Below are 20,162 nucleotides of genomic sequence, written 5' to 3'. Positions count from 1 at the left end.
GTTCGTTTGGTAGTGGATAGGTTCTAGGTTCGGGAAGTTTGCACCAGCCTAATCGCTTCCTGGGTCTGGGCAAACAGGTGATCTAGCTGGCGCTGGGCCAATACTTCTTTGCTGATGAGCTTGCTGCCCATGCCCACGGCACACACGCCGGCCTTAAACCAGGTCCTGATGTTTTCGGCCTCCATTTCCACGCCTCCGGTAGGTATGAACAGCTGGCCCGGGAAGAGCTCTTTGATGGAAGACACAAACGCCGGACCTACAATGTTGGCCGGGAAGATCTTGATCAAGGCCGCCTTTGCCGTTTGCGCCACATGAATCTCTGTGGGGGTAAAGCAGCCCGGAATCCAGAGCAAGCCCGCCTCATGCACCACATGGCCCACTTGCGGGTCCACAATGGGCGCCACAATGTAATCGGCTCCGGCTTTGAGGAAGTCATTGGCCTGCTGCACTGTTTTGATGGTACCAATACCCAGTTGCAGGTCTTCGTATGACTTCAGCTCAGCTTTCAGAAAAGTGAAGTTCTCCAATGCGGCGGCACCGCGGTTGGTGTACTCCAGTGTTCTGATGCCTGCGTTGTATAGCACCTTGATCACCTCCAGGCTCAGTTCAGGGTCTTGGTGGAAGAACAGGGGCAACAGACCTTGGTCCAGGATGGCCTGCAAGGCGGTTTCTTTAGTTGGCATAGGCTTTTATGGTTTCCTCTATTTCAGCTACCGTGCTGGTAGTAGCGTCACTTTCAATGAACAATTTTTTGAAGGCAGCCGCAGTCGCGAATTCAAGGGTTTCCTGAGGTGCCCGCTGGTGATACAAGCCGTAGATAAGTCCGGCCATGAAACAGTCTCCGCTGCCTACTTTATCTAGGATGGTATCCACCACATATTCCTGCGAGACATGCAGTTCACCCTGGGCGTAAAGAGTGGTGAAATAGCGGATTCCCTGCGGCCCGTGGTCAAAACGGAAAGTATTGGCCACCATCTTGCATCTGGGGAACTCCTTTAAGATAGCCTCAGAGGTGAGGGTGGCATGTTGCAGCAGATTGTCTTTGTCTATGTCCTGCACCAGGTCTTCCTGTAACGGCATCCCCAGCATTTTATTCGCAGCCCACACGTTGCCCATGATCAGATCACAAGATAATGCCAACGTTGGCATTATGTCAAGTGGTTCTTTACCGTATTTCCAAAGTTTGGCGCGGTAATTCAGATCTAAGGAGACAAAGATGTTACGGTCAGCGGCCGCTTGCAGGGCTTCGGCGCAGACATCGGCAACGCTTTGATTCAGGGCGGGGCAGATGGCGCTGAAATGGAACCAGCTTACGCCTTCAAAAACAGCATCCCAGTCAATGCTGCCAGGGGTGAGATCTGCGTAGGCCGAGCCTTTGCGGTCATAGATAACGCCGGCGTTTTTGAGGTCTTTTCCTTTGGGGAGATAATAAAGACCAATCCGCTCGCCTTGTATCACCACCGGGCTTATATCTATCTGGAGTTCCTGCAGGTACTCCAATAGCTGCTCAGAGAGAAAGTTTTCCGGTAACGCTGTGAGATATGCCGAGGGCACTCCCCAGAGAGCTAAGGCGGTGGCTACGTTCAGTTCGGCGCCGCCCACGTAGAACGGCAATTTGTTTTGGCCTAACCATTCGCCCTCCCCATCTGGGCAGATTCTCAACAGGAGTTCTCCAAACGAAAGTACTTTTCCCATGGCTTAGAAGTTGAAGAAGTTCTTGGCGTTGTGGTAGCAGATGTTTTCCACCATTTGCCCAATCCAGGCCAGCTCAGAGGCCGGTAGCTCGCCGTTCTCCACGTCGTTGCCCAGCATGTTGCACAGAATTCTTCTGAAGTATTCGTGCCGCGGATAGGAGAGGAAGCTTCTGGAGTCGGTGAGCATGCCCACGAAGCGGCTCAGGAGGCCCATGTTAGACAAGGCGTTCATCTGGCGCTCCATGCCGTCCTTTTGGTCCAGGAACCACCAAGCCGATCCGTACTGGATTTTGCCCGGGGTGCTGCCGTCATTGAAATTACCGATCATGGTGGCGTACAGCTCGTTCTGGCTGGGGTTCAGATTGTACAGAATGGTTTTGGCCAATTGGTCTGAGTTGTCCAGTTTGTCCATGAATCTGGAGAGAGGGCGCGCCACATCAAAATCCCCGATGGAGTCAAAACCGGTATCTGGGCCCAACTCACGCATCATGCGGGTGCTGTTGTTGCGTAACGCACCCAGGTGGAACTGCTGGGTCCAGCCTTTGGCGTGGTCCATGAGCGCCAGTTCCACCAGCATGGCAGATTTAAACTTAAGCACCTCCTGTTGGGTGAGGGCCTGTTGCTGCAAGGCTTTCTCAAAGATCTGGGCAATTTCCTGATCAGTGTATTCTTCGGCGTACATGGTTTCCAGGCCGTGGTCAGAGAGGCGGCCGCCCTGGGCATGGAAGAAGTCATGGCGCTGTTGTAAGGCATCCAGTAAGTGCTGGTACTTGCTGATGGACACCCCGGAGGCGGCTTCCAGTTTTTGCAGATAAGCCAGGAACCCGGCGTCTTCAATGGCCATGGCTTTGTCTGGCCGGAAAGTAGGCAACACCTTGATCCCGAAATCATCTGCGGCGATTCTTTGGTGATGCTCCAGGCTGTCGGTGGGGTCGTCGGTGGTGCAGATGGTGACCACGTTCATTTTCTTCAGGATGCCACGTACGCTGAACTCCGGAGTTTGCAGTTGGGCGGTGGCGGCTTCATAGATCTCACGGGCACTCTCCGGTTTCAGGACTTTCTCAATCCCGAAGGGACTCTTGAGCTCCATGTGGGTCCAGTGGTACAGTGGGTTGCGCATGGTGTAGGGCACGGTCTGGGCCCACTTCTCAAACTTCTCATAGTCATCGGCGTCGCCGGTGCAGAAGCGTTCCGGAATGCCGTTGGTGCGCATGGCGCGCCACTTATAATGGTCGCCCTCTAGCCAGATCTGGGTGAGGTTGTTGAATTTTCTGTCGTTGGCAATGTCCTCCGGGTTCAGGTGGCAGTGGTAGTCAATGATGGGCATGTGCTTGGCATGCTCATGGTATAACGTTTGGGCCGTCTTGGTCTGGAGTAAGAAATTATCGTCTAAAAAGGACATGGACGTAAGGGTAATGTTTAATGGAAATACACCGAAAAGCCCAAGAAGCAGGACAAACCCACTTTTGCGTTTAGCGGCCGATTTTGTGAAAATAGGTCAAAAACAAGCGCCATGCACCATGCATTGCTCTGTTTTTGATCAGATTGTATTGATTTATGGACCACCTAAGAGGCCCGTACCTGTTCCTGCTCCAGCAGGAGGGTCAGTTGCTGTGCTACAGTGGCTTCCAAATTAGGCACCTGCGTAAGGTCCTGCTCCCAGAACTCCTGGTTAGCCAGAACGGCTTGCACCGTTTCTGCCACGGAGCTTTTTTGCCAGGCGGTCTGGAAGAAAGCCAGGACTTCAGGGGTATCGTTCAGCGGAATCTGCTCGCCGTTGTACTCGCCTCTGTAGAATAAAATAAGAGCCGCCAGCGCGTGGAGCAGACGTTGGGGCAGCCGGCCATTCCTGGCGTGGTACTCCAGCACCGAAGGCAACACCCGCACCTTGTATTTAGAGACCGAGTTAAGCGCAATGGACAGCAGCTCGTGGCGGATGAAGGGGTTCCGGAAACGGTCTATCACATCTTGGGCAAACTGGGTTAACTCCTGGCCAGGTAGGTCAAGGGTGGGGATGATTTCCTCCAGAATGGCTTCCCTGATGAACTGGCCAGTCTTCTCATCTTCCACCGCCTCCCGCACGGTGCGCAGCCCCTGTAGGTAAGCCACGGGCACCAAGGTGGTGTGCGCTCCGTTCAGAATCCGTACTTTACTGGTCCGGTAAGGGGTAAGATCTTCCACAAATTTCACCTGCAACCCTGTCTGTGCCGCTGGAAACGCTTTGGCCACCGACGCCGGGGCCTCAATCACCAGTAAGTGGAAGGGTTCGGCTTTTACCAGCAGCTTGTCTTCAAACCCCAGCTCCTGCTGAATATGGGCATAGGTGTCATGCGGGAAGCCCGGTACAATGCGGTCTACCAGGGTATTGCAGAAAATGGTGTCCTGCTCTATCCAGTCGGCAAAGGGGGCGGGCAGGTTCCAGAGCGACGCGTACTGGAGCACGATGTCGCGGAGTTTTTCGCCGTTTTTCTCAATCAGTTCACAGGGAATAATGGTGAGGGCTTTGTCTTTTGCGCCCTTGAAATGGGTGAAGCGGCGGTAAAGCAGGGCGGTTAGTTTGCCGGGGAAAGAAACCGGGGTGGTGTCTGGCGTGACATCTGAGGGTTCAAAGGCGATGCCGGCTTCAGTAGTGTTGGAGAAAATGAACTCCAGATCAGGGTTTTCGCCCAGGGCCAGATACTCGTGATAACTGGTATAGGGGCTTAACGCGTGGCTTACGCAGCTGATGAGCCTGGTCTCCTGCATGTTGCGGCCCTCCTGAATCCCTTCCAGCAGCACATGGAACAGGCCGTCTTGCTGGTTCAGGAGTTTGTATTTGTCTTTGTTCTGGGGCTGAATAACGGTGACCGCCCCGTTAAAGTCAGTCTTTTCGTTCAGGATGTCAATGATCCAATCCACAAAGCCGCGCAGGAAATTCCCTTCGCCAAACTGCACCACTTTGGTGGGCCGGGTTTGAGTAATCTGCGCGGTAGTTCTGTTCAATGGCTGCATACGCTTCTTGTTAAAATTAGAGAAGAGTCCTTCTCGCACAATTCTGTTATGTGGGTAACCCAATGGCTGCCCGTCTCTTCTATAGCTGTCACTTCCAGTTTAGCGCTGTTTTTGAAAAAAGAGCCGCTAAACGCATTCCATTCGTAAGCGGGTTTCTTGCTTCTCAGGGCACGCTAAACAGAGGAGTCTTCCCGGTCTTTCTTCAGTGCCTCAGTCTTCAGCGAGGATCCTCTAATGATCAGCTCCGGTTTGAGCACCGTCTTTTGCGGAACCAGTTTTTTGTCTGGTTCTGTCTTGAAACTCTCAAAGAAAAGCTCGGCGGTGATGCGGCCCATGGTTAAGCTGAACTGGTCTACCGTGGTGAGGGCGGGGTCTGAGAAGGAAGTGAACGGCTCATTCCCGAAACCGGCCAAGGCCACTTCCTGGGGAGCTTTGATGCCTCTTTCCTTCAGCACCTGCAACGCGCCCATGGCTCCGTAATCACTCGCGGAGAAAACGGCGTCTGGCCATTGGGGCAGCTCCAGCAGTTGTTCCATGCTGCTGCGGCCGTCTTCCAGCTGGAGATTGCTTTTTACCACCAACTCCTCGTAAAACGGCACCTCATAATCCCGCAGGGCATCCATGTAGCCTCTCAGCCGCTCCTTGAAAATGCTTACTTTTTTGGGGCTGGTGAAATGGGCGATGCGCCGGCACCCTTGCTGGATCAGGTGCTCCACTACTTTGTAGGCCCCCAGATAATCATCAATCATCACCTGACTGACTTCCAGTTCATCTGTGGTGCGGTCAAACAATACCAGCGGAATCCCTTTCTCCTGGGCCCGTTTGAAGTGATCAAAGTTCTCGGTGTTCTTCCCAATGGAGACAATGATACCGTCTACCCGAGCACTCAGCAGCGCGTCCACCGTCTGTACTTCCTTCTCATAGTTGTCATAAGACTGCGAAATGATCACCTTGTAGTTCACTCTATTCGCAATTTCCTCTATGCCGCGCACCACGGAGGCGAAGAACGACCGGTCGGCGGTAGGGATGATAATGCCAATGAGGTGGCTCTTGCCGTTCCGCAAGGCCGCCGCAATGTTGTTAGGCTGATAGTTCAACTGCTTGGCAGCTTTGATCACCGCTTTTTTGGTAGCCTCGCTTATTCTGGGGTTGTCGTTCAGGGCCCGGGAAACGGTGGAGGCCGTTATGTTGAGTTTCTCAGCAATGTGGTGAATGGTCACCTTTGGTTTACTTCCCATAGTATGTGAATGGTCACCGTGTGTGGAGGGTGGTCACTCCTAAAACAATTATTCCGTCGCTGTGTTCTTACCGCTCGTTGCTGGGCTTGCCAATGGTGGCCAGGATGCCACCATCTACGTAAAGAATTTGCCCATTGACAAAGTCACTGGCGCGGCTGGCCAGAAAAATGGTGGCCCCTGCCAAATCCTCCGGGTCACCCCAACGCCCGGCGGGGGTGCGGTGAATGATGAACTCATTGAAGGGGTGGCCATCTACGCGTATGGGAGCCGTCTGGTCGGTGGCAAAATAACCCGGCCCTATGCCGTTGACCTGGATGTTATACCTGGCCCACTCGGTTGCCAGGTTACGGGTGAGCATTTTCAGACCTCCTTTGGCCGCCGCATAGGCAGAAACCGTGTCGCGGCCCAATTCGCTCATCATAGAACAGATATTGATGATTTTGCCGGCTTGCCTTTGCACCATGTGTTTGCCCACTTGCTTTGACATGATGAACGGACCGGTAAGATCTACGTCCAGCACTTTCCTGAAATCGGCTACTTCCATTTCCAGGGCCGGAATGCGTTTGATCATGCCCGCATTGTTCACCAGAATGGCAATTGGGCCTACTTCCTGTTCAATGCGCTCAATATTTTCCTGGGCGGCAGCTTCATCAGTGACGTCAAATAGATAGCCTTTGGCCTCAATGCCATTTTGCCGGTACAGCTCCAGGGCACGCTCCATTTTTGCCGGGGTATTGCCGTTCACCACCAGGGTAGCGCCCGCTTTTGCCAGGGCCGTAGCCATGGCCATGCCCAAACCATGGGTGGCCCCAGTTACTAACGCAACATTACCCGTTAAATCAAACAGTTCTTTCATGAAGCTTACTTAAGGTCAGTGATGGGGAATTTGTCCATGTCATTGTAATCCAGGTTTTCGCCGGCCATTCCCCAAATGAAGGTATAATTGGAGGTTCCGGCCCCGGAGTGGATAGACCAAGGGGGGGAAATCACCGCTTGCTGATTTTTTACCCACAAGTGGCGGGTTTCCTGCGGTTCACCCATAAAGTGGCAGACCATTTGGTCTTCCGGGAGCTCAAAATAGAAATAGGCCTCCATTCTTCGGTCATGGGTGTGAGCGGGCATGGTATTCCAGACACTGCCGGTCTTCAGTTCGGTCACGCCCATCTGCAACTGGCAGGTATCTACCACCGAGTTGATCAATACTTTTCTGATTGTTCTGTGGTTGGAGTTCTCCAAGGCTCCTGTTTCTACCGTTTCGGCTTCTTCTAAGGTTACTTTTTTGGTAGGATACGCGTGGTGGGCGGGAGCAGAGTTGAAATAGAATCTGGTGTCCGCCCCGTTTGGAGCCGGGTGGAAGATCACTTCTCTTACTCCTTTGCCAATGTATAAAGCTTCTTTGGTTTTCAAGGTGAATTCCTTGCCGTCTACCGTGACGGTGCTCTCTGAAGAAACATTGATAATGCCTAGTTCACGGCGCTCCAGGAAAAATTCAGAGCGCAGGGTGGGGAAGGTATCTAACGCCACTGGGCGTGTAACTGGGTGAACGCCTCCCACAATCAAGCGGTCATATAAAGTATACACTACTTCAACGGCATCTGCCTTGAACAGGCTCTCAATTAAGAAAGCTTCGCGCAGTTTCTGGGTGTCATAGCTTTTTGCGTCTGTAGGGTGAATGGCGTGTCTGGTGGTATGGTTCATAGTGGTGGTGTTGCGGGTAATAGGTGTAATCGTTTGCGCAAATTACAAATTTATCAACAGGTTGGGTCGTAGTTGGGTAGAAAAATCTTCATCATGCATGAATGAACTTCTGTTTAATGGTAGTCTTTATAATGCTGATTTATCAAAGGATGGGCTTTAAAGAAACTTGTATTACAAATGTGTTAAAAAAATGAGGTATTTTTTTGTGATTGATTTCAAATAATGTTAAATATGCAATCGGTTGCGCATTTCTAGTGCACACTGCTAAGCCTACTATCGTTTCCTCACCAATTAACAAACTCTTAAATGTTACCTATGCGACAAGCTTTACTAAAGAAGATACGGTGCCTGCTCGTTCTTCCCATTGTTTTCATTGCGGCGATAGGTGCCGCTGCTCAGTCTGTGACCGTGAAGGGGAGAGTAACTGATGAAAAGGGAGAAAGCCTGCCGGGTGTAACCGTTCTCCTGAAAGGAACTACTACCGCCAGCGCGACAGACGTGGACGGTAATTTCACCCTCAATGTGCCTAATGGGGCCGGAACGCTGGTGTTCTCATACATTGGCTTCCTGTCTAAGGAGGTGCCGCTGAACGGGAGAACCACAATGAATGCGGCGTTGGCGTCTGATGCAAAGGCAATAGATGAGGTGGTAGTGATTGGATATGGAACTGTTCCCAGAAAAGAACTTACTGGGTCTGTGGCTTCAGTTACCTCAAAAGATCTACAGGATATTCCTGTAAGTACAGCAGCTGAAGCATTGGCCGGTAGATTGGCTGGAGTGCAGGTAACTACAACCGAGGGCCGTCCAGGAGCTGATATACAGATTAGGGTGCGGGGTGGGGGCTCAATTAGCCAAGATAATTCCCCGCTTTATATAGTTGATGGTATTCAAATGGAGAATGCACTTTCTATCATCTCTCCACAAGAAATACAATCTATTGATGTATTGAAAGATGCAGCTTCTACTTCTATTTATGGAGCGAGAGGGGCTAATGGAGTGGTGATTATTACAACAAAAGGTGGTGTAGAACAGAAAACTCAGGTAACCTATAACGGCTATGCCGGAACGAGGAGCATTGTAAATAAATTGGATGTATTGAATCCTTATGACTTTGTGCAGTATCAATATGAGTCATACAATCTATACAGCAATGCAAATGATGAAACCCGCGCCTCTTTTCGGGATAGATACGGTAGATGGGAGGATCTGGATATTTATAGAAGTATGTCAGAGGCAGATTGGCAGGAAAAGGTTTTTGGGAGAGATGCGTTTAGCCAGACCCATGTACTTGGTGTGACCGGAGGATCTAAAGAGACAACGTTCAATTTTACCCTTAATCATGCCGATGAGGAAGGAATTATGTTGAATTCCGGTTTTACCCGTACCCTTGCTTCCTTCAAATTTGATCACAAAGTTAATGATAAGTTCAGAGTAGGGCTCACAACCCGCTATAGCCGTCAACGCATAGATGGAGTAGGTACCTCAAGCACGCAATCACAATCTTCAAACAGACTAAGAAACGCAGTAAGGTTTAGACCATTTATTGCCCCTGGGTTTGAGAGTGAGGTTGATGAATTTGACCCCGCTTATTTTACTGCGACCAATTTGACGAGTCCTGTGCTGTTGGCAAATAATGAAATAAAAAATGATTATAGGAATGACATCATTGTGAACGGTTGGTTTAGTCTTGAGCTTCTTAAAAATCTGACTTTTAGAAGTGTATTAGGAATAAACGCAGTGTCTAGAACAACCAATACCTTTAATGGCACAGTGACCGGGTTGGCACGTGATAACAATGCACAGCCGGTTGTAGATCTATTTGAGTCAGAGGGATATACCTTGACTAACTCCAACACGCTCACCTATAAGTATAAATTAGGGGAAGACCACAATTTTGATTTGTTAGCTGGTCATGAAGTAGTGCAAACCACAGGTAACTCTAGGAATATGAGAGTTAAATGGTTGCCCGTTGATATAACTCCCAAACAGGCGTTTGCAAGTATTGGGCAGGCTAAAGCACCAGATGGTCTTCAACAAGATGCTCCCAGTACGGCAGAGTCAGGCAACAGATTACTTTCCTTTTTTGGGAGAGTAGGATATAACTACAGAGGGAAGTATTTCGCAAATTTCAATATCAGACGGGATGGTTCTTCTTTGTTCGCAAAGGGCTTGCAGCATGGGACATTTCCTTCTGCTTCATTGATGTGGCGGGCCATAGAAGAACCCTTTATGCAAAGTGCACAAGATTGGCTGAGTGACTTGAAAGTGCGCTTCAGTTATGGGGCAGTTGGAAACAACAGGATAGGGCAAGATCTTTTCAAAACCATTTTTACTGCAACAGCCACAAACGGTTATGCATTCGGAGAAGCGGTAACCCCTGGTTTTGCATCTGACGAATTGGCCAATGCTTTCTTGAAATGGGAAACAACCATTTCTCGCAATTTTGGAGTAGACGCTTCTTTCTTCAAGAACAGATTAAGTGCCTCGGTTGACTTTTATCAAAACTCCACTGAAGATCTGTTGTTCAGAGCCAGAATACCACAAACCAGCGGGTATGAATTTCAAATGCAGAATGTGGGTAAGACAGAAAACAAAGGTGTAGAACTGCAGCTGAATGGCGTTGTAATAGATAAAGGTGACTTCATGTGGAACGCTAGTTTCAACATTGCCTTCAATAAAAACAAAGTAGTTAGTTTAGGTTTGGATCCATCTGGGAATCCTAAACAAAGCGAGCTCTACCAATCTGGGTGGGTAAATGATCTTGAGGATTTTAATGTCCAAGTGGGGCAGCCTATTGGTAATTTCTATGGGTACGAGTCTGATGGTTTCTATGCCGTAGATGACTTCTTGATAGATGCAGCTACCAATACTTTTGTTTTTGATACAGATGGAAATTATGTCTTAAAAGAAGGAGTGGCAAACTCCAGCAGAGTTGCTTTAGGCAACAGAGCCCCAAGGCCCGGAGATCTTAAACTGAAGGATTTAACGGATGACGGAAATCCGATGATCACCGCAAACGACAAAACCATCTTAGGAAATGCTCAGCCAAAGTTCATTGGAGGATTTAATCAACAGTTTGCCTATAAGGGATTTGACTTGAGCGTCTTTATGAACTTCTCTGTAGGGAATAAGGTGTACAACGCCAATAAAATGGAGTTTACTACCCAATACACGCAACGGGACAACAACCTGCTCGCGTTCATGAAAGATAGGTTCAGATGGGCAGATGCAAACGGTGAACTGGTTAACACACCTAATGAATTAAGAGCCCTAAATACCAACGCCAAATATTGGGTTCCTTCGCTGGGAAATTACTTCCTGCATTCTTTTGCCATTGAAGATGGCTCTTTCCTGCGCATTAGTAACATCACCTTGGGGTATTCTCTACCAGAACATCTTGTGCGGAGGCTGAAGGTAGTCTCTAAGTTTAGAGTCTATGCCACTACAAATAATCTGATTACCATCACCGGTTATGATGGATATGATCCGGAAGCGAATACCAGAAGGTCAACTCCTTTAACCCCTGGTGTAGACTATGCTGCATATCCTCGCTCCAAGTACATCTTAGGCGGAGTAAACATCACCTTCTAATCAAGCTTTTACTACAATGAAAAGAAATATTTATAAAGCCTACGCATTAGCCTTGTTTTTGGGTGGTTCGGTAACCGTATCATCCTGCGAAGATTATTTAGAGATTGAGAACCCCTCTACCTTGGCGCAAACCACTGTTTTTAGCAGTACTACTTATGCTGAAGGGGCTATTGCCGGAGTATACAACCAATTAAGTGGAGATAACGGATATGGCAGCCGCATCTCTACTTTATTCCCTAATGCAGCAGATGATTTTATTGTGACAGGTGACTGGAATGCTGAGCAGCGCACGGGTATTGCCCATTTTGAAGTAAGCCCTAAATACCCAGACTTGGAAGGCCCTTTCTTACAATTGTACAGAGGCATAGAGCGTGCAAACATTTGCATAAAGTACATTCCGGCTTCTGATCTATACACCAGTGGCACGGCCGCCGAACAGGCATTAATGAGAAAGTTACATGGTGAAGCTTTAACCCTTAGAGCCCAGTTTTACCATGAGCTGATCAGGAACTGGGGAGATGTTCCTGCCCATTTTGAACCTTCAGCAGATGTAAAGGATCTGTATCTGCCTAAGACCAATCAAGATGAAATCTATGATAAACTGTTAGAGGATTTAAGAATAGCCTCTGAACTTGTACCATGGCAAAGTGAGTCCGGTGACCCTACCACAAGGGTAACTAAGGCAGCCGTAAAAGCACTAAGGGCTAGAATTGCTTTAGCTAGAGGAGGATATGCTCTCAGAAGAGAAAGCAGAAGAATGGAGCGTTTGCCGGATTATCAGGGGTATTACACCATTGCCAGAAATGAGACGGCGGATATTATCCAGAGAAAAGAGAATGGGCTTAATCCTAAGTACGAAAATGTTTTCCGTAGTCTCCATGGAAACGGGGTGTCAGATGTAACCAAGGAACACATTTGGCAGGTAGGCGCATTTGGCGGCAACTCCAGAACAGATACCAAACTAGGTTTTGGCAACGGACCAAGAATTGACGGGGCCAGTAAATATGGACGCGCCAATGGCCTAACCACGGCAGTACCTACTTACTTCTATGCCTTTGATTCCATAGGAGACTCCAGGAGAGATGTAACCTTAGCCTATCTTCAGGTAGATGGCACAGATAATAAAGTGCTTACTACTCCTCTGCAAATGAGAGAGGGTAAATTTAGGAAATACTGGACCGCTATCTCAGGGGCTAATCAGACTTTGGGAATCAATTGGCCTTTGATACGATATGCAGATGTACTGTTGATGTTCGCGGAAGCCGAGAACGAGCTAAGTGGACCTACCGCTCAGGCAATAGCCGCCTTTGAAGAGGTGCGCAAAAGAGCCTATTTTGATGCTTATGAAACGGAGGCAAGAATGGGCGTTACCCCTACAGACAAGACTGGTTTTTTCAGAGCGATTGTCAATGAAAGATACCTAGAGTTTGGTGGTGAGGGCATTAGAAAGTATGATTTGATCAGGTGGAACCTTCTAGAAGCAAAGATTCTTGAAACCCGCGAGAAAATGACAGCCATGATGAATGGAACTGGTCGTTATGCAAATGTTCCAGCTGTTATCTACTACAAGACCAATGCGCTGCTTGGATCCAGTGTCACCGCACAGCAGGAAGCCGCCAATTTTGATTTATTTGGAGGAACAGCTTCAACAGATCAATACGGTGGGTCCATTGCACAAGTAATGTACACCAAAGAACCAGCTACAGCCCCCGCAGGGTATAGATCACTCAATTGGAGAAAGGCTGTAACTGCGGCTCAGATCACTGGACCTAACTCTGGTTTTGCAAGCCACTTCAAGCCAAACCATTCTGAAGTATTCCCTATTTTCTCAGGAGTGATAAGCCAAAACTACAGATTATCCCAAGACTACGGATATTAACACATCCTCTAACCAGATACAGAAGATATGAAGAGTCTTAATAATAAAATTAGCAAGTGGTTGTTCCCTGCTTTTGTCATAGGCTTGTTAGGAGTAATTTCTTGCGAATCAGATGAGGAGGAGCAGATGGAACTCTCTCGCATGTTCATGCCTGCCGGAGAGATAGGGGCTTCCAGTGGTGAAACAAGTGTAGAATTATACTGGAAAGCTTCTTTGAACACAGAGGCAGCCACTACCACCTATACTGTGGAAGTAGCAAAAGATACTCTGTTTCAGACACCAGTTATCTTAACGGGACAGACAGATACGGCTGCTATCACGTTCACAGATGCCCAGCTGCCAATAAAAGAATATTTCTTTGCCAGGGTAAAAACCAATGCCAAAGGTAATTCCCCAGAATCAAAGTGGTTGGTGAGTTCTAGGTTCAGAATCAGGGGGGAGCAGATATTTTCCCCTGTAGTTAACACAGAAATCAAGGACAAGACGGCAATTCTCAGGTGGAGGGAATCTCCGGGATTGACAAAAATAGTAGTTACACCCGCAGGTGGCACGCCAACGGAGGTGATGCTAACACCAGAGCAAGTAGCCGCTAGAGAAATTAAGCTCACCAGTTTAACGGCTTCTACTGCCTACACCGCTGAAATATTTGCTGGCAGTGTAAGCAAAGGTGTCACTTCCTTCACCACCACAGAGCCTAGTATTTTCACATATACCTTAGCTGCGGGAAGTGATCTGGTAGCTGCCGCTGCCAGTGCAGCCCCTGGTGATGTGATTGGATTGGAACCTGGAGTGTATGATGCTTCTACTTCCAATATTTTGATAGCAGGAAAGTATATCACCCTTCGCTCAGTTTCAGGAAACCCTCGTGACACGAAAGTGCATTTCAAGGAAATCACGCTAAAAGGAGCAGGGGCTGGAATACGCATCAATGGAATAGAATTTGATGGGAAAAATAAGTTAGGTGAAGCAACCGGAGACTACTTCATTAATATTGATGCTACACCTGGTACATTATCTTCTATTACGGTAGAGAACTGCATTGTGCATGACTTGAAGAGCACTTTCATGAGAGGGAACAGGGTAGTGGAGGCCGGTACTCAGAAAATTGATTTTATTAAAATTGATCAATGTATAGTATCTAAAAATGTGATCTCTAACTACCAGACCTTTATGCTGGACAAGTTGGAGTTAAACAGATTAGATGTAACGAATTCTACTTTTAATGAAGCGGGGAGAGGGTTCATTAGCTATGCCACTGCTTTTACCCCATCCAACCGGCCCACTTTTTTCGTGGATAGGGTGACATTGAACAACTTTGGCTCTGGCGGAAGAGACAACATCATTTTTGACGCAACTGCTTCTATTGTGGTGAATTTTACCATGCAAAACAGCATCGTCGCTAATGCTCCTAAACCCGGACAAACCGTTGGTCCAAATGCTATCAGGGCTGGGGTGGGCTCAAACCTTGAATTTAAAAGTAATAACTATTTCAAAATAGAAAGTGGTTCACCATTGGCACCATTGATATTCTCATCTGTGGTGACCCAATCCAACAACAAAACCATTGACCTTGGCTGGACGGCTGCTACCACAGACTTTACCCTGCCTACCGGTTCAGAGCTGAGAACCGCCGGAATTGGAGGAACTGCTATAGGTGACCCAAGATGGGCGCTGTAGATCACTAAATTGAGTTTTGTATAGGAAGTAAGAGGGTGGAGGTATGGTTAGAATAACATCTGATCATACCTCTACGCTTACAGAGAAAGAACCTGAGAACATGAATTTGAAAGCCGTTTAGCGCCTGTTTTTCCAAAAAAAGCCCCTAAACAGCATCTGAATTTACTTCTGCCCCGGCAGATTTCACTTAGCACCAGAATAGACTATGACGAGTCACGTAAAGAAATGGATGAACGGAGTGTTCGCATTCCTGCTGCTGCAGAGCCTGGGCTGTGCCACCAGCCAAAGTCCGCAGGCAGGTTCATCCCCTGAATTCCCCCAATCCTTTACTGTACAAGTAACCAATCCCCTCAACCGTGAACGCGAAAGCGTGTTCGTGCTGATCAATGAGGCCGATCTGCAAAAGAGTCACCGCAGGTTCAATGGACAAGCTTTTGCCGTGTATGACGGTACCGCTGAGGTGCCCAGCCAGTACAATGCCAAAGACACCTTCAACACAGGCATCGCGTTGGTGCTGGACAACCTGAAGGCCGGCGAGACCCGCAATCTTACCGTCAGGTTCAACGAGAACGGGACCAACAAGCGCACCTACCCCAAACGCACCCAAGCCGAGCTTTCCAAAAAGGTGGGTGGCCGCTGGGAAAACCGGAAATACATTGGCGGCACCTTCCAGAACATTGATTCCCTGCGCGTGCCCTCTGAGCTCACCGACCATTCCTATTACCTGCGCTACGAGGGGCCGGGTTGGGAATCGGACAAAGTGGGCTACCGCTTTTACCTGGACTGGCGCAATGGGGTAGACGTGTTCGGGAAGAAAACCAATGCCATGGTGCTGCAACAGGTGGGGCTGGATGGTTATGATTCTTACCACAACCAACAGCCCTGGGGCATGGACATCCTCAAGGTGGGTAAAGCTCTGGGGGTAGGTTCCCTGGCTATGTTTGACAACGGAAAGGCCGTGCGCGTGGAGAAAACCGACAGCACTTACAGCAAAATCACCCAGAACGGAGATGTGTATTCGTCTATCCTCACAGACTATTACGGGTGGCAGATGGCGGGCCTCAAACTGAACGTGCACTCGCAGCTCAGCATCCATGCGGGCACCAGACTTACCCGCCACCAGATGCGCCTGGAGAACGGACAGCCGCAGAACATCAGCACGGGCCTCATCAAAGACAAAGCCGCCAAACTGGTGACTTCTAAAGGGGAAGCAGGCAAACGGTACGGCTACATTGCCACGTACGGCCCGCAGACACTGAACAACCCGCCAGACAATGTGGGTATTGCCGTGCTGTTCAAATCCCAGGACCTCCTGGAAATCACCGAAGACCCGTTGAACCATGTGGTGCAGCTCAAACCAGCCAACGGCCAGGCCGAATATTACTTTCTGGCGGCCTGGGAACTGGAGCCCAACGGCATCAAAACCGAGGCCGAATTCCACCAATACCTGAATAGAGTAGCGGAGGAGCTGGCTAATCCGGTACAGGTGAAGCTCTCCAAATAGAACCCGGCGCCAAGCGCGATTAAGCTTTAGGATATGTTTCCGTTTAGAGGCCGTTTTTCGAAAAAGAGCCCCTAAACAGGAGTCATACCTGCCCCGCCACTAAGTTAAAGGGCAGCAGAAACACAACCGGAGGCAAGGGAAGATAAGCAGCAGAAGGGCCTCCCTCAATTTACCAGAGTACAGATGATGAACATTTTGCACCGTTTCCCCAAGCTTCCCCTGTTGGGAATCGCTTTCCAGATGATCAGTCTCACCGGGTGCGCCCAGAACGTGACCCCATCCACCGCCGGCTCCACCGGGCAAGCTTCTACCGGCAACCCGCAGGCGCTGGCGTTTCCCGGGGCCGAAGGCTTTGGGAAGTACACCACCGGTGGCCGCGGCGGACAGGTAGTGGTGGTCACCAACCTGAACGACAGCGGGCCGGGAAGTCTGCGCGAGGCCATCCGGAAGAAAGGGCCGCGCATCATTATCTTCGCCGTATCTGGGAACATTGAGCTGCAATCGCCGCTGGACATCAACAACGGAGACCTCACCATTGCCGGACAGTCGGCGCCCGGTGACGGCATTTGCCTCAAGAATTACCAGGTAAGTGTGAAAGCCGATAACGTGATTCTGCGGTACCTCCGCTTCCGGCTGGGCGATGCGCAGAAACAACAAGCCGACGCCTTGGGGGCCAACCGGGGAAACAAGAACCTCATCATAGACCACTGCTCCATGAGTTGGGCCACCGATGAGTGCGCCTCTTTCTATTATAACCAGAACTTCACCTTGCAGTGGAGCATTATTGCTGAAGCTCTGAACCACTCCGTGCATGAAAAGGGAGACCACGGCTACGGCGGTATCTGGGGCGGCCAGGGGGCCTCTTTCCACCATAACCTTATTGCGAGCAACAACAGCCGTAACCCCCGGTTCAGCGGTTCAAAATCGGTGCCCAACAAGCCAGACGAGCTGGTGGATTTCACCAATAACGTAATCTACAACTGGGGGCACAACAGCATGTACGGTGGTGAGAAGGGCCGTTACAACGTGGTCAACAATTATTTCAAATCCGGTCCGGCTACCTTAGAATCTAAGCGGAACAGAATTGTGAACCCATCGGCGCCTTACGGGAAATTTTACGTGCAGGGAAATTACGTGGAAGGATTTGCCGCGGTAAGCAAAGACAATTGGGCAGGCGGGGTGCAGCCAGACCATCAGGATTCTGTGCAGGCGGTAAAAGCAAACCAGCCTTTCCAGGCTGCCACCATACAGGTGCAGGAACCCAAAGCGGCCTATGAGGCGGTGCTGGCCCATGCGGGCGCCAGTTTGAAGCGAGACGCCGTTGATGCGCGGGTGGTGCAGGAAGTGCGGACCGGAAACTCCAGAAGCGGCAAAAAGCAGAACGGCATCATAGACTCGCCACAGGATGTAGGGGGCTTCCCGCAACTGAAATCTTCGGAGGCTCCCCCAGATAAGGATCAGGACGGCATGCCAGACGCCTGGGAGAAAGCGCATAAACTTGACCCGGCCAATGCGGCAGACGCATCCACGTTCACGCTGCACCAGCAGTATTCCAACATAGAAGTGTATCTGAACAGCCTGGTAAAGTAGGAGGGACGCACATGAAGTGGATAGCAGTACTCGTATTGTCTCTTGCCGGATTTCTGGCGCAGGCGCAGCAGCAGAAGCTGGTGGTGGCCCAGGATGGGAGCGGCGACTACACCTCCATCCAGGCGGCGGTAGACGCTATTCCGGCTTTCCCCAGTGAGCGCATGGAAATCCAGATCAGGAACGGGGTCTACAAAGAGAAACTGGTGATTTCGTCTTGGAAAACCAAGGTCTCCTTCATTGGCGAAGACCGCGATAAAACCATCATTGTCTGGGATGATTATTCGGGCAAAGGCAACATCAACACATTCACGTCTTACACGGTGCTGGTGCAGGGCAATGAGTTCAGGGCCCAGAACCTCACCTTTGAGAACAGCGCGGGCCCGGTGGGGCAGGCCGTGGCGCTGCACGTTGAGGCCGACCGCTGCGTGTTTACCAACTGCCGCATTGTGGGCAACCAGGACACCCTGTACGCCGGGGTAGACAACAGCCGCCAATACTACCAGAACTGCTACATTGAAGGCACCACCGACTTTATCTTCGGGCCGGCCACTGCCTTCTTTGAGAACTGCACCATTCACTGCAAAAAGAACTCGTACATCACGGCGGCCTCTACGCCGCAGGGCCAGCCTTACGGGTTTGTGTTCCTGAACTGCACCGTGACCGGAATCCCGGAGGCCCCCAAAGTATACCTGGGCAGGCCCTGGCGGCCTTTCGCGCAGACGGTTTTCCTCAACTCAACCTTGGGCGCGCACATCAGGCCCGAGGGCTGGCACAACTGGAGCAAACCCGAAGCCGAGAAAACCACCTTCTACGCCGAGTACAACTCTACCGGCCCCGGGGCTGCGCCCGAGAAGCGGGTGGCCTGGTCAAAGCAACTGAAGAAAAAAGAAGCGAAGAAACTGGCTAAACCCGAGGTGGTGCTGGCGGGCCAGGACCACTGGAACCCTAAGAAATGAAGAAGCGCGTTTAGCGGCTCTTTTCGGAAAAACGGCCCCTAAACGAAAACATGGTTCATCTGCCAGAGGGAGCCGTGCACTTTGAAACGATTACCCCAAGAAGTTATGAAGAAGCGTACCTCACTGATTCTCACCCTGCTGGCCTTGCTGTTTTCGGCTTGCCGCTCTGGCCAAACCCCCGCCGGAAGCACGGCTGCCCTCTCGCCGGCTGGCAAACCCTATTCCGTCTGGATGGCCGACTCTGAGATGAAACGCAGTCCGCAGGGCTGGATGATCGACTTCCGGAAAGAACCCAAATGGGACTATACCCAAGGCCTCTTCGCCAGTGCGCTGGAGCGGGTCTGGAAACGCACCCGTGACCAGAAGTACCTCACCTACATCCAGGCCTTCGCCGATACCATGATTACCCAGGACGGCAAGATCAAGACCTACAAGAAAAGCGACTACAACATTGACCGCGTGAACCCCGGCAAGTTCCTGATTTTCCTGCACCAGGAAACCGGTCAGCAGAAATATAAAATCGCTTTAGACGAACTGCGTGACCAGATGCGCACCCACCCCAGAACTTCTGAGGGCGGTTTCTGGCACAAGAAAATCTATCCGCACCAGATGTGGCTAGACGGTCTGTACATGGCCTCGCCGTTCCTTACGCAATATGCCGCTACCTACCATGAGCCCGCCAACTATGACGATGTGGCCCTGCAAATCACGCTGGTGGATAAGCACACCTATGTAAAAGAAAAGAACCTGTTCTACCATGGCTGGGACGAAAAACGCGAACAACCCTGGGCCGATAAACAGACTGGGCTTTCGCCGAACGTATGGGGCCGCGCCATGGGTTGGTACGCCATGGCTTTGGTGGATGTGCTGGATTTCTTCCCGCAGAACCACCCCAGAAGAGACGACATCCTGAAGATCACGCAGAAAATGGCCGGGGCCATTGCCCAGTACCAGGACCCCAAAACCGGACTGTGGTGGCAAGTGGTGGACCAGGGCGGCCGCGAAGGGAATTACCTGGAAGGTTCGGCCTCCAGCATGTTCACGTACTTTCTGGTGAAGGCTGCCAAGAAAGGCTACATAGAAAAAAAATATCTGGACAACGCCCGCAAAGGCTATACTGGCCTGCTTAACCACCTGATCAAACAGAACCCGGATGGCACCATCAGTATCACGCAGGTGTGCGCCGTGGCGGGTTTGGGCGGCACGCCGTACCGGTCGGGAAGCTATGAGTACTACATCAACGAGGAGCGCCGTGACAATGACCCCAAGGCGGTGTCGCCGTTCATCATGGCTTCGCTGGAATTTGAGGAAATGGGCACCGCGCAGGCGGCAAAATAAGCGAGG

The 20,162-nt window shown here is 50.4% G+C and carries 14 protein-coding genes; 7 read left to right on the top strand and 7 right to left on the bottom strand.

Going from position 1 to position 20,162, the window contains the following annotated elements:
• Positions 1–23 precede the first annotated feature (23 nt).
• The 7 genes from EFA69_RS19730 to kduI form a co-directional block, all read right to left on the bottom strand.
• The gene (locus EFA69_RS19730; RefSeq protein WP_123134761.1) at positions 24–683 is read right to left on the bottom strand and encodes a bifunctional 4-hydroxy-2-oxoglutarate aldolase/2-dehydro-3-deoxy-phosphogluconate aldolase; all 660 of its coding nucleotides are present in this window, start codon (positions 681–683) and stop codon (positions 24–26) included.
• Positions 673–1,695 carry a sugar kinase gene (locus EFA69_RS19725; protein WP_123134760.1) on the bottom strand — a complete coding sequence of 341 codons (1,023 nt, stop codon included), beginning with the start codon at positions 1,693–1,695 and terminating at the stop codon, positions 673–675. Before EFA69_RS19725 ends, EFA69_RS19730 begins: the two co-directional genes overlap by 11 nt.
• 3 nt (positions 1,696–1,698) lie before the next feature.
• Positions 1,699–3,096, bottom strand: coding sequence for a glucuronate isomerase (uxaC, locus tag EFA69_RS19720; protein WP_123134759.1), 1,398 nt, complete (start codon positions 3,094–3,096; stop codon positions 1,699–1,701).
• A 164-nt stretch (positions 3,097–3,260) separates the two neighbouring features.
• On the bottom strand, positions 3,261–4,685 hold the full coding sequence (locus EFA69_RS19715) for a tagaturonate reductase (protein ID WP_123134758.1): 1,425 nt from the start codon (positions 4,683–4,685) through the stop codon (positions 3,261–3,263).
• Positions 4,686–4,858: 173 nt separating this feature from the next.
• On the bottom strand, positions 4,859–5,923 hold the full coding sequence (locus tag EFA69_RS19710) for a LacI family DNA-binding transcriptional regulator (RefSeq protein WP_123134757.1): 1,065 nt from the start codon (positions 5,921–5,923) through the stop codon (positions 4,859–4,861).
• Between the two features lie 67 nt (positions 5,924–5,990).
• Positions 5,991–6,779 carry a gluconate 5-dehydrogenase gene (locus EFA69_RS19705; protein ID WP_123134756.1) on the bottom strand — a complete coding sequence of 263 codons (789 nt, stop codon included), beginning with the start codon at positions 6,777–6,779 and terminating at the stop codon, positions 5,991–5,993.
• Positions 6,780–6,784: 5 nt separating this feature from the next.
• Positions 6,785–7,621 (bottom strand): 5-dehydro-4-deoxy-D-glucuronate isomerase, encoded by an 837-nt coding sequence (kduI, locus tag EFA69_RS19700; RefSeq protein WP_123134755.1) that lies wholly within the window; start codon positions 7,619–7,621, stop codon positions 6,785–6,787.
• 315 nt (positions 7,622–7,936) lie between these two features.
• Between kduI and EFA69_RS19695 the strand changes: the two genes are divergently transcribed.
• From EFA69_RS19695 to EFA69_RS19665, 7 genes are all read left to right on the top strand, one after another.
• Positions 7,937–11,212 carry a SusC/RagA family TonB-linked outer membrane protein gene (locus tag EFA69_RS19695; RefSeq protein WP_245964641.1) on the top strand — a complete coding sequence of 1,092 codons (3,276 nt, stop codon included), beginning with the start codon at positions 7,937–7,939 and terminating at the stop codon, positions 11,210–11,212.
• Between the two features lie 16 nt (positions 11,213–11,228).
• Positions 11,229–13,091, top strand: a complete 1,863-nt coding sequence (locus EFA69_RS19690; protein ID WP_123134754.1) for a RagB/SusD family nutrient uptake outer membrane protein — start codon at positions 11,229–11,231, stop codon at positions 13,089–13,091.
• Positions 13,092–13,118: 27 nt separating this feature from the next.
• Positions 13,119–14,768 (top strand): DUF4957 domain-containing protein, encoded by a 1,650-nt coding sequence (locus tag EFA69_RS19685; RefSeq protein WP_123134753.1) that lies wholly within the window; start codon positions 13,119–13,121, stop codon positions 14,766–14,768.
• A 205-nt stretch (positions 14,769–14,973) separates the two neighbouring features.
• Complete coding sequence (locus EFA69_RS19680; RefSeq protein WP_123134752.1) at positions 14,974–16,272, top strand: DUF4861 domain-containing protein; 1,299 nt, start codon at positions 14,974–14,976, stop codon at positions 16,270–16,272.
• Between the two features lie 186 nt (positions 16,273–16,458).
• Positions 16,459–17,862, top strand: a complete 1,404-nt coding sequence (locus EFA69_RS19675; RefSeq protein WP_123134930.1) for a pectate lyase family protein — start codon at positions 16,459–16,461, stop codon at positions 17,860–17,862.
• 11 nt (positions 17,863–17,873) lie between these two features.
• Positions 17,874–18,818 (top strand): pectinesterase family protein, encoded by a 945-nt coding sequence (locus EFA69_RS19670; RefSeq protein WP_123134751.1) that lies wholly within the window; start codon positions 17,874–17,876, stop codon positions 18,816–18,818.
• A 105-nt stretch (positions 18,819–18,923) separates the two neighbouring features.
• Positions 18,924–20,156 (top strand): glycoside hydrolase family 88/105 protein, encoded by a 1,233-nt coding sequence (locus tag EFA69_RS19665; protein ID WP_123134750.1) that lies wholly within the window; start codon positions 18,924–18,926, stop codon positions 20,154–20,156.
• The last annotated feature ends 6 nt before the right edge of the window (positions 20,157–20,162 follow it).

It is taken from the genome of Rufibacter immobilis (assembly GCF_003721565.1).
Classification (GTDB): Bacteria; Bacteroidota; Bacteroidia; order Cytophagales; family Hymenobacteraceae; genus Nibribacter; species Nibribacter immobilis.
The sequence above is the reverse complement of the archived record's forward strand: the minus strand, read 5'-3'. Positions and strand labels throughout refer to the sequence as shown.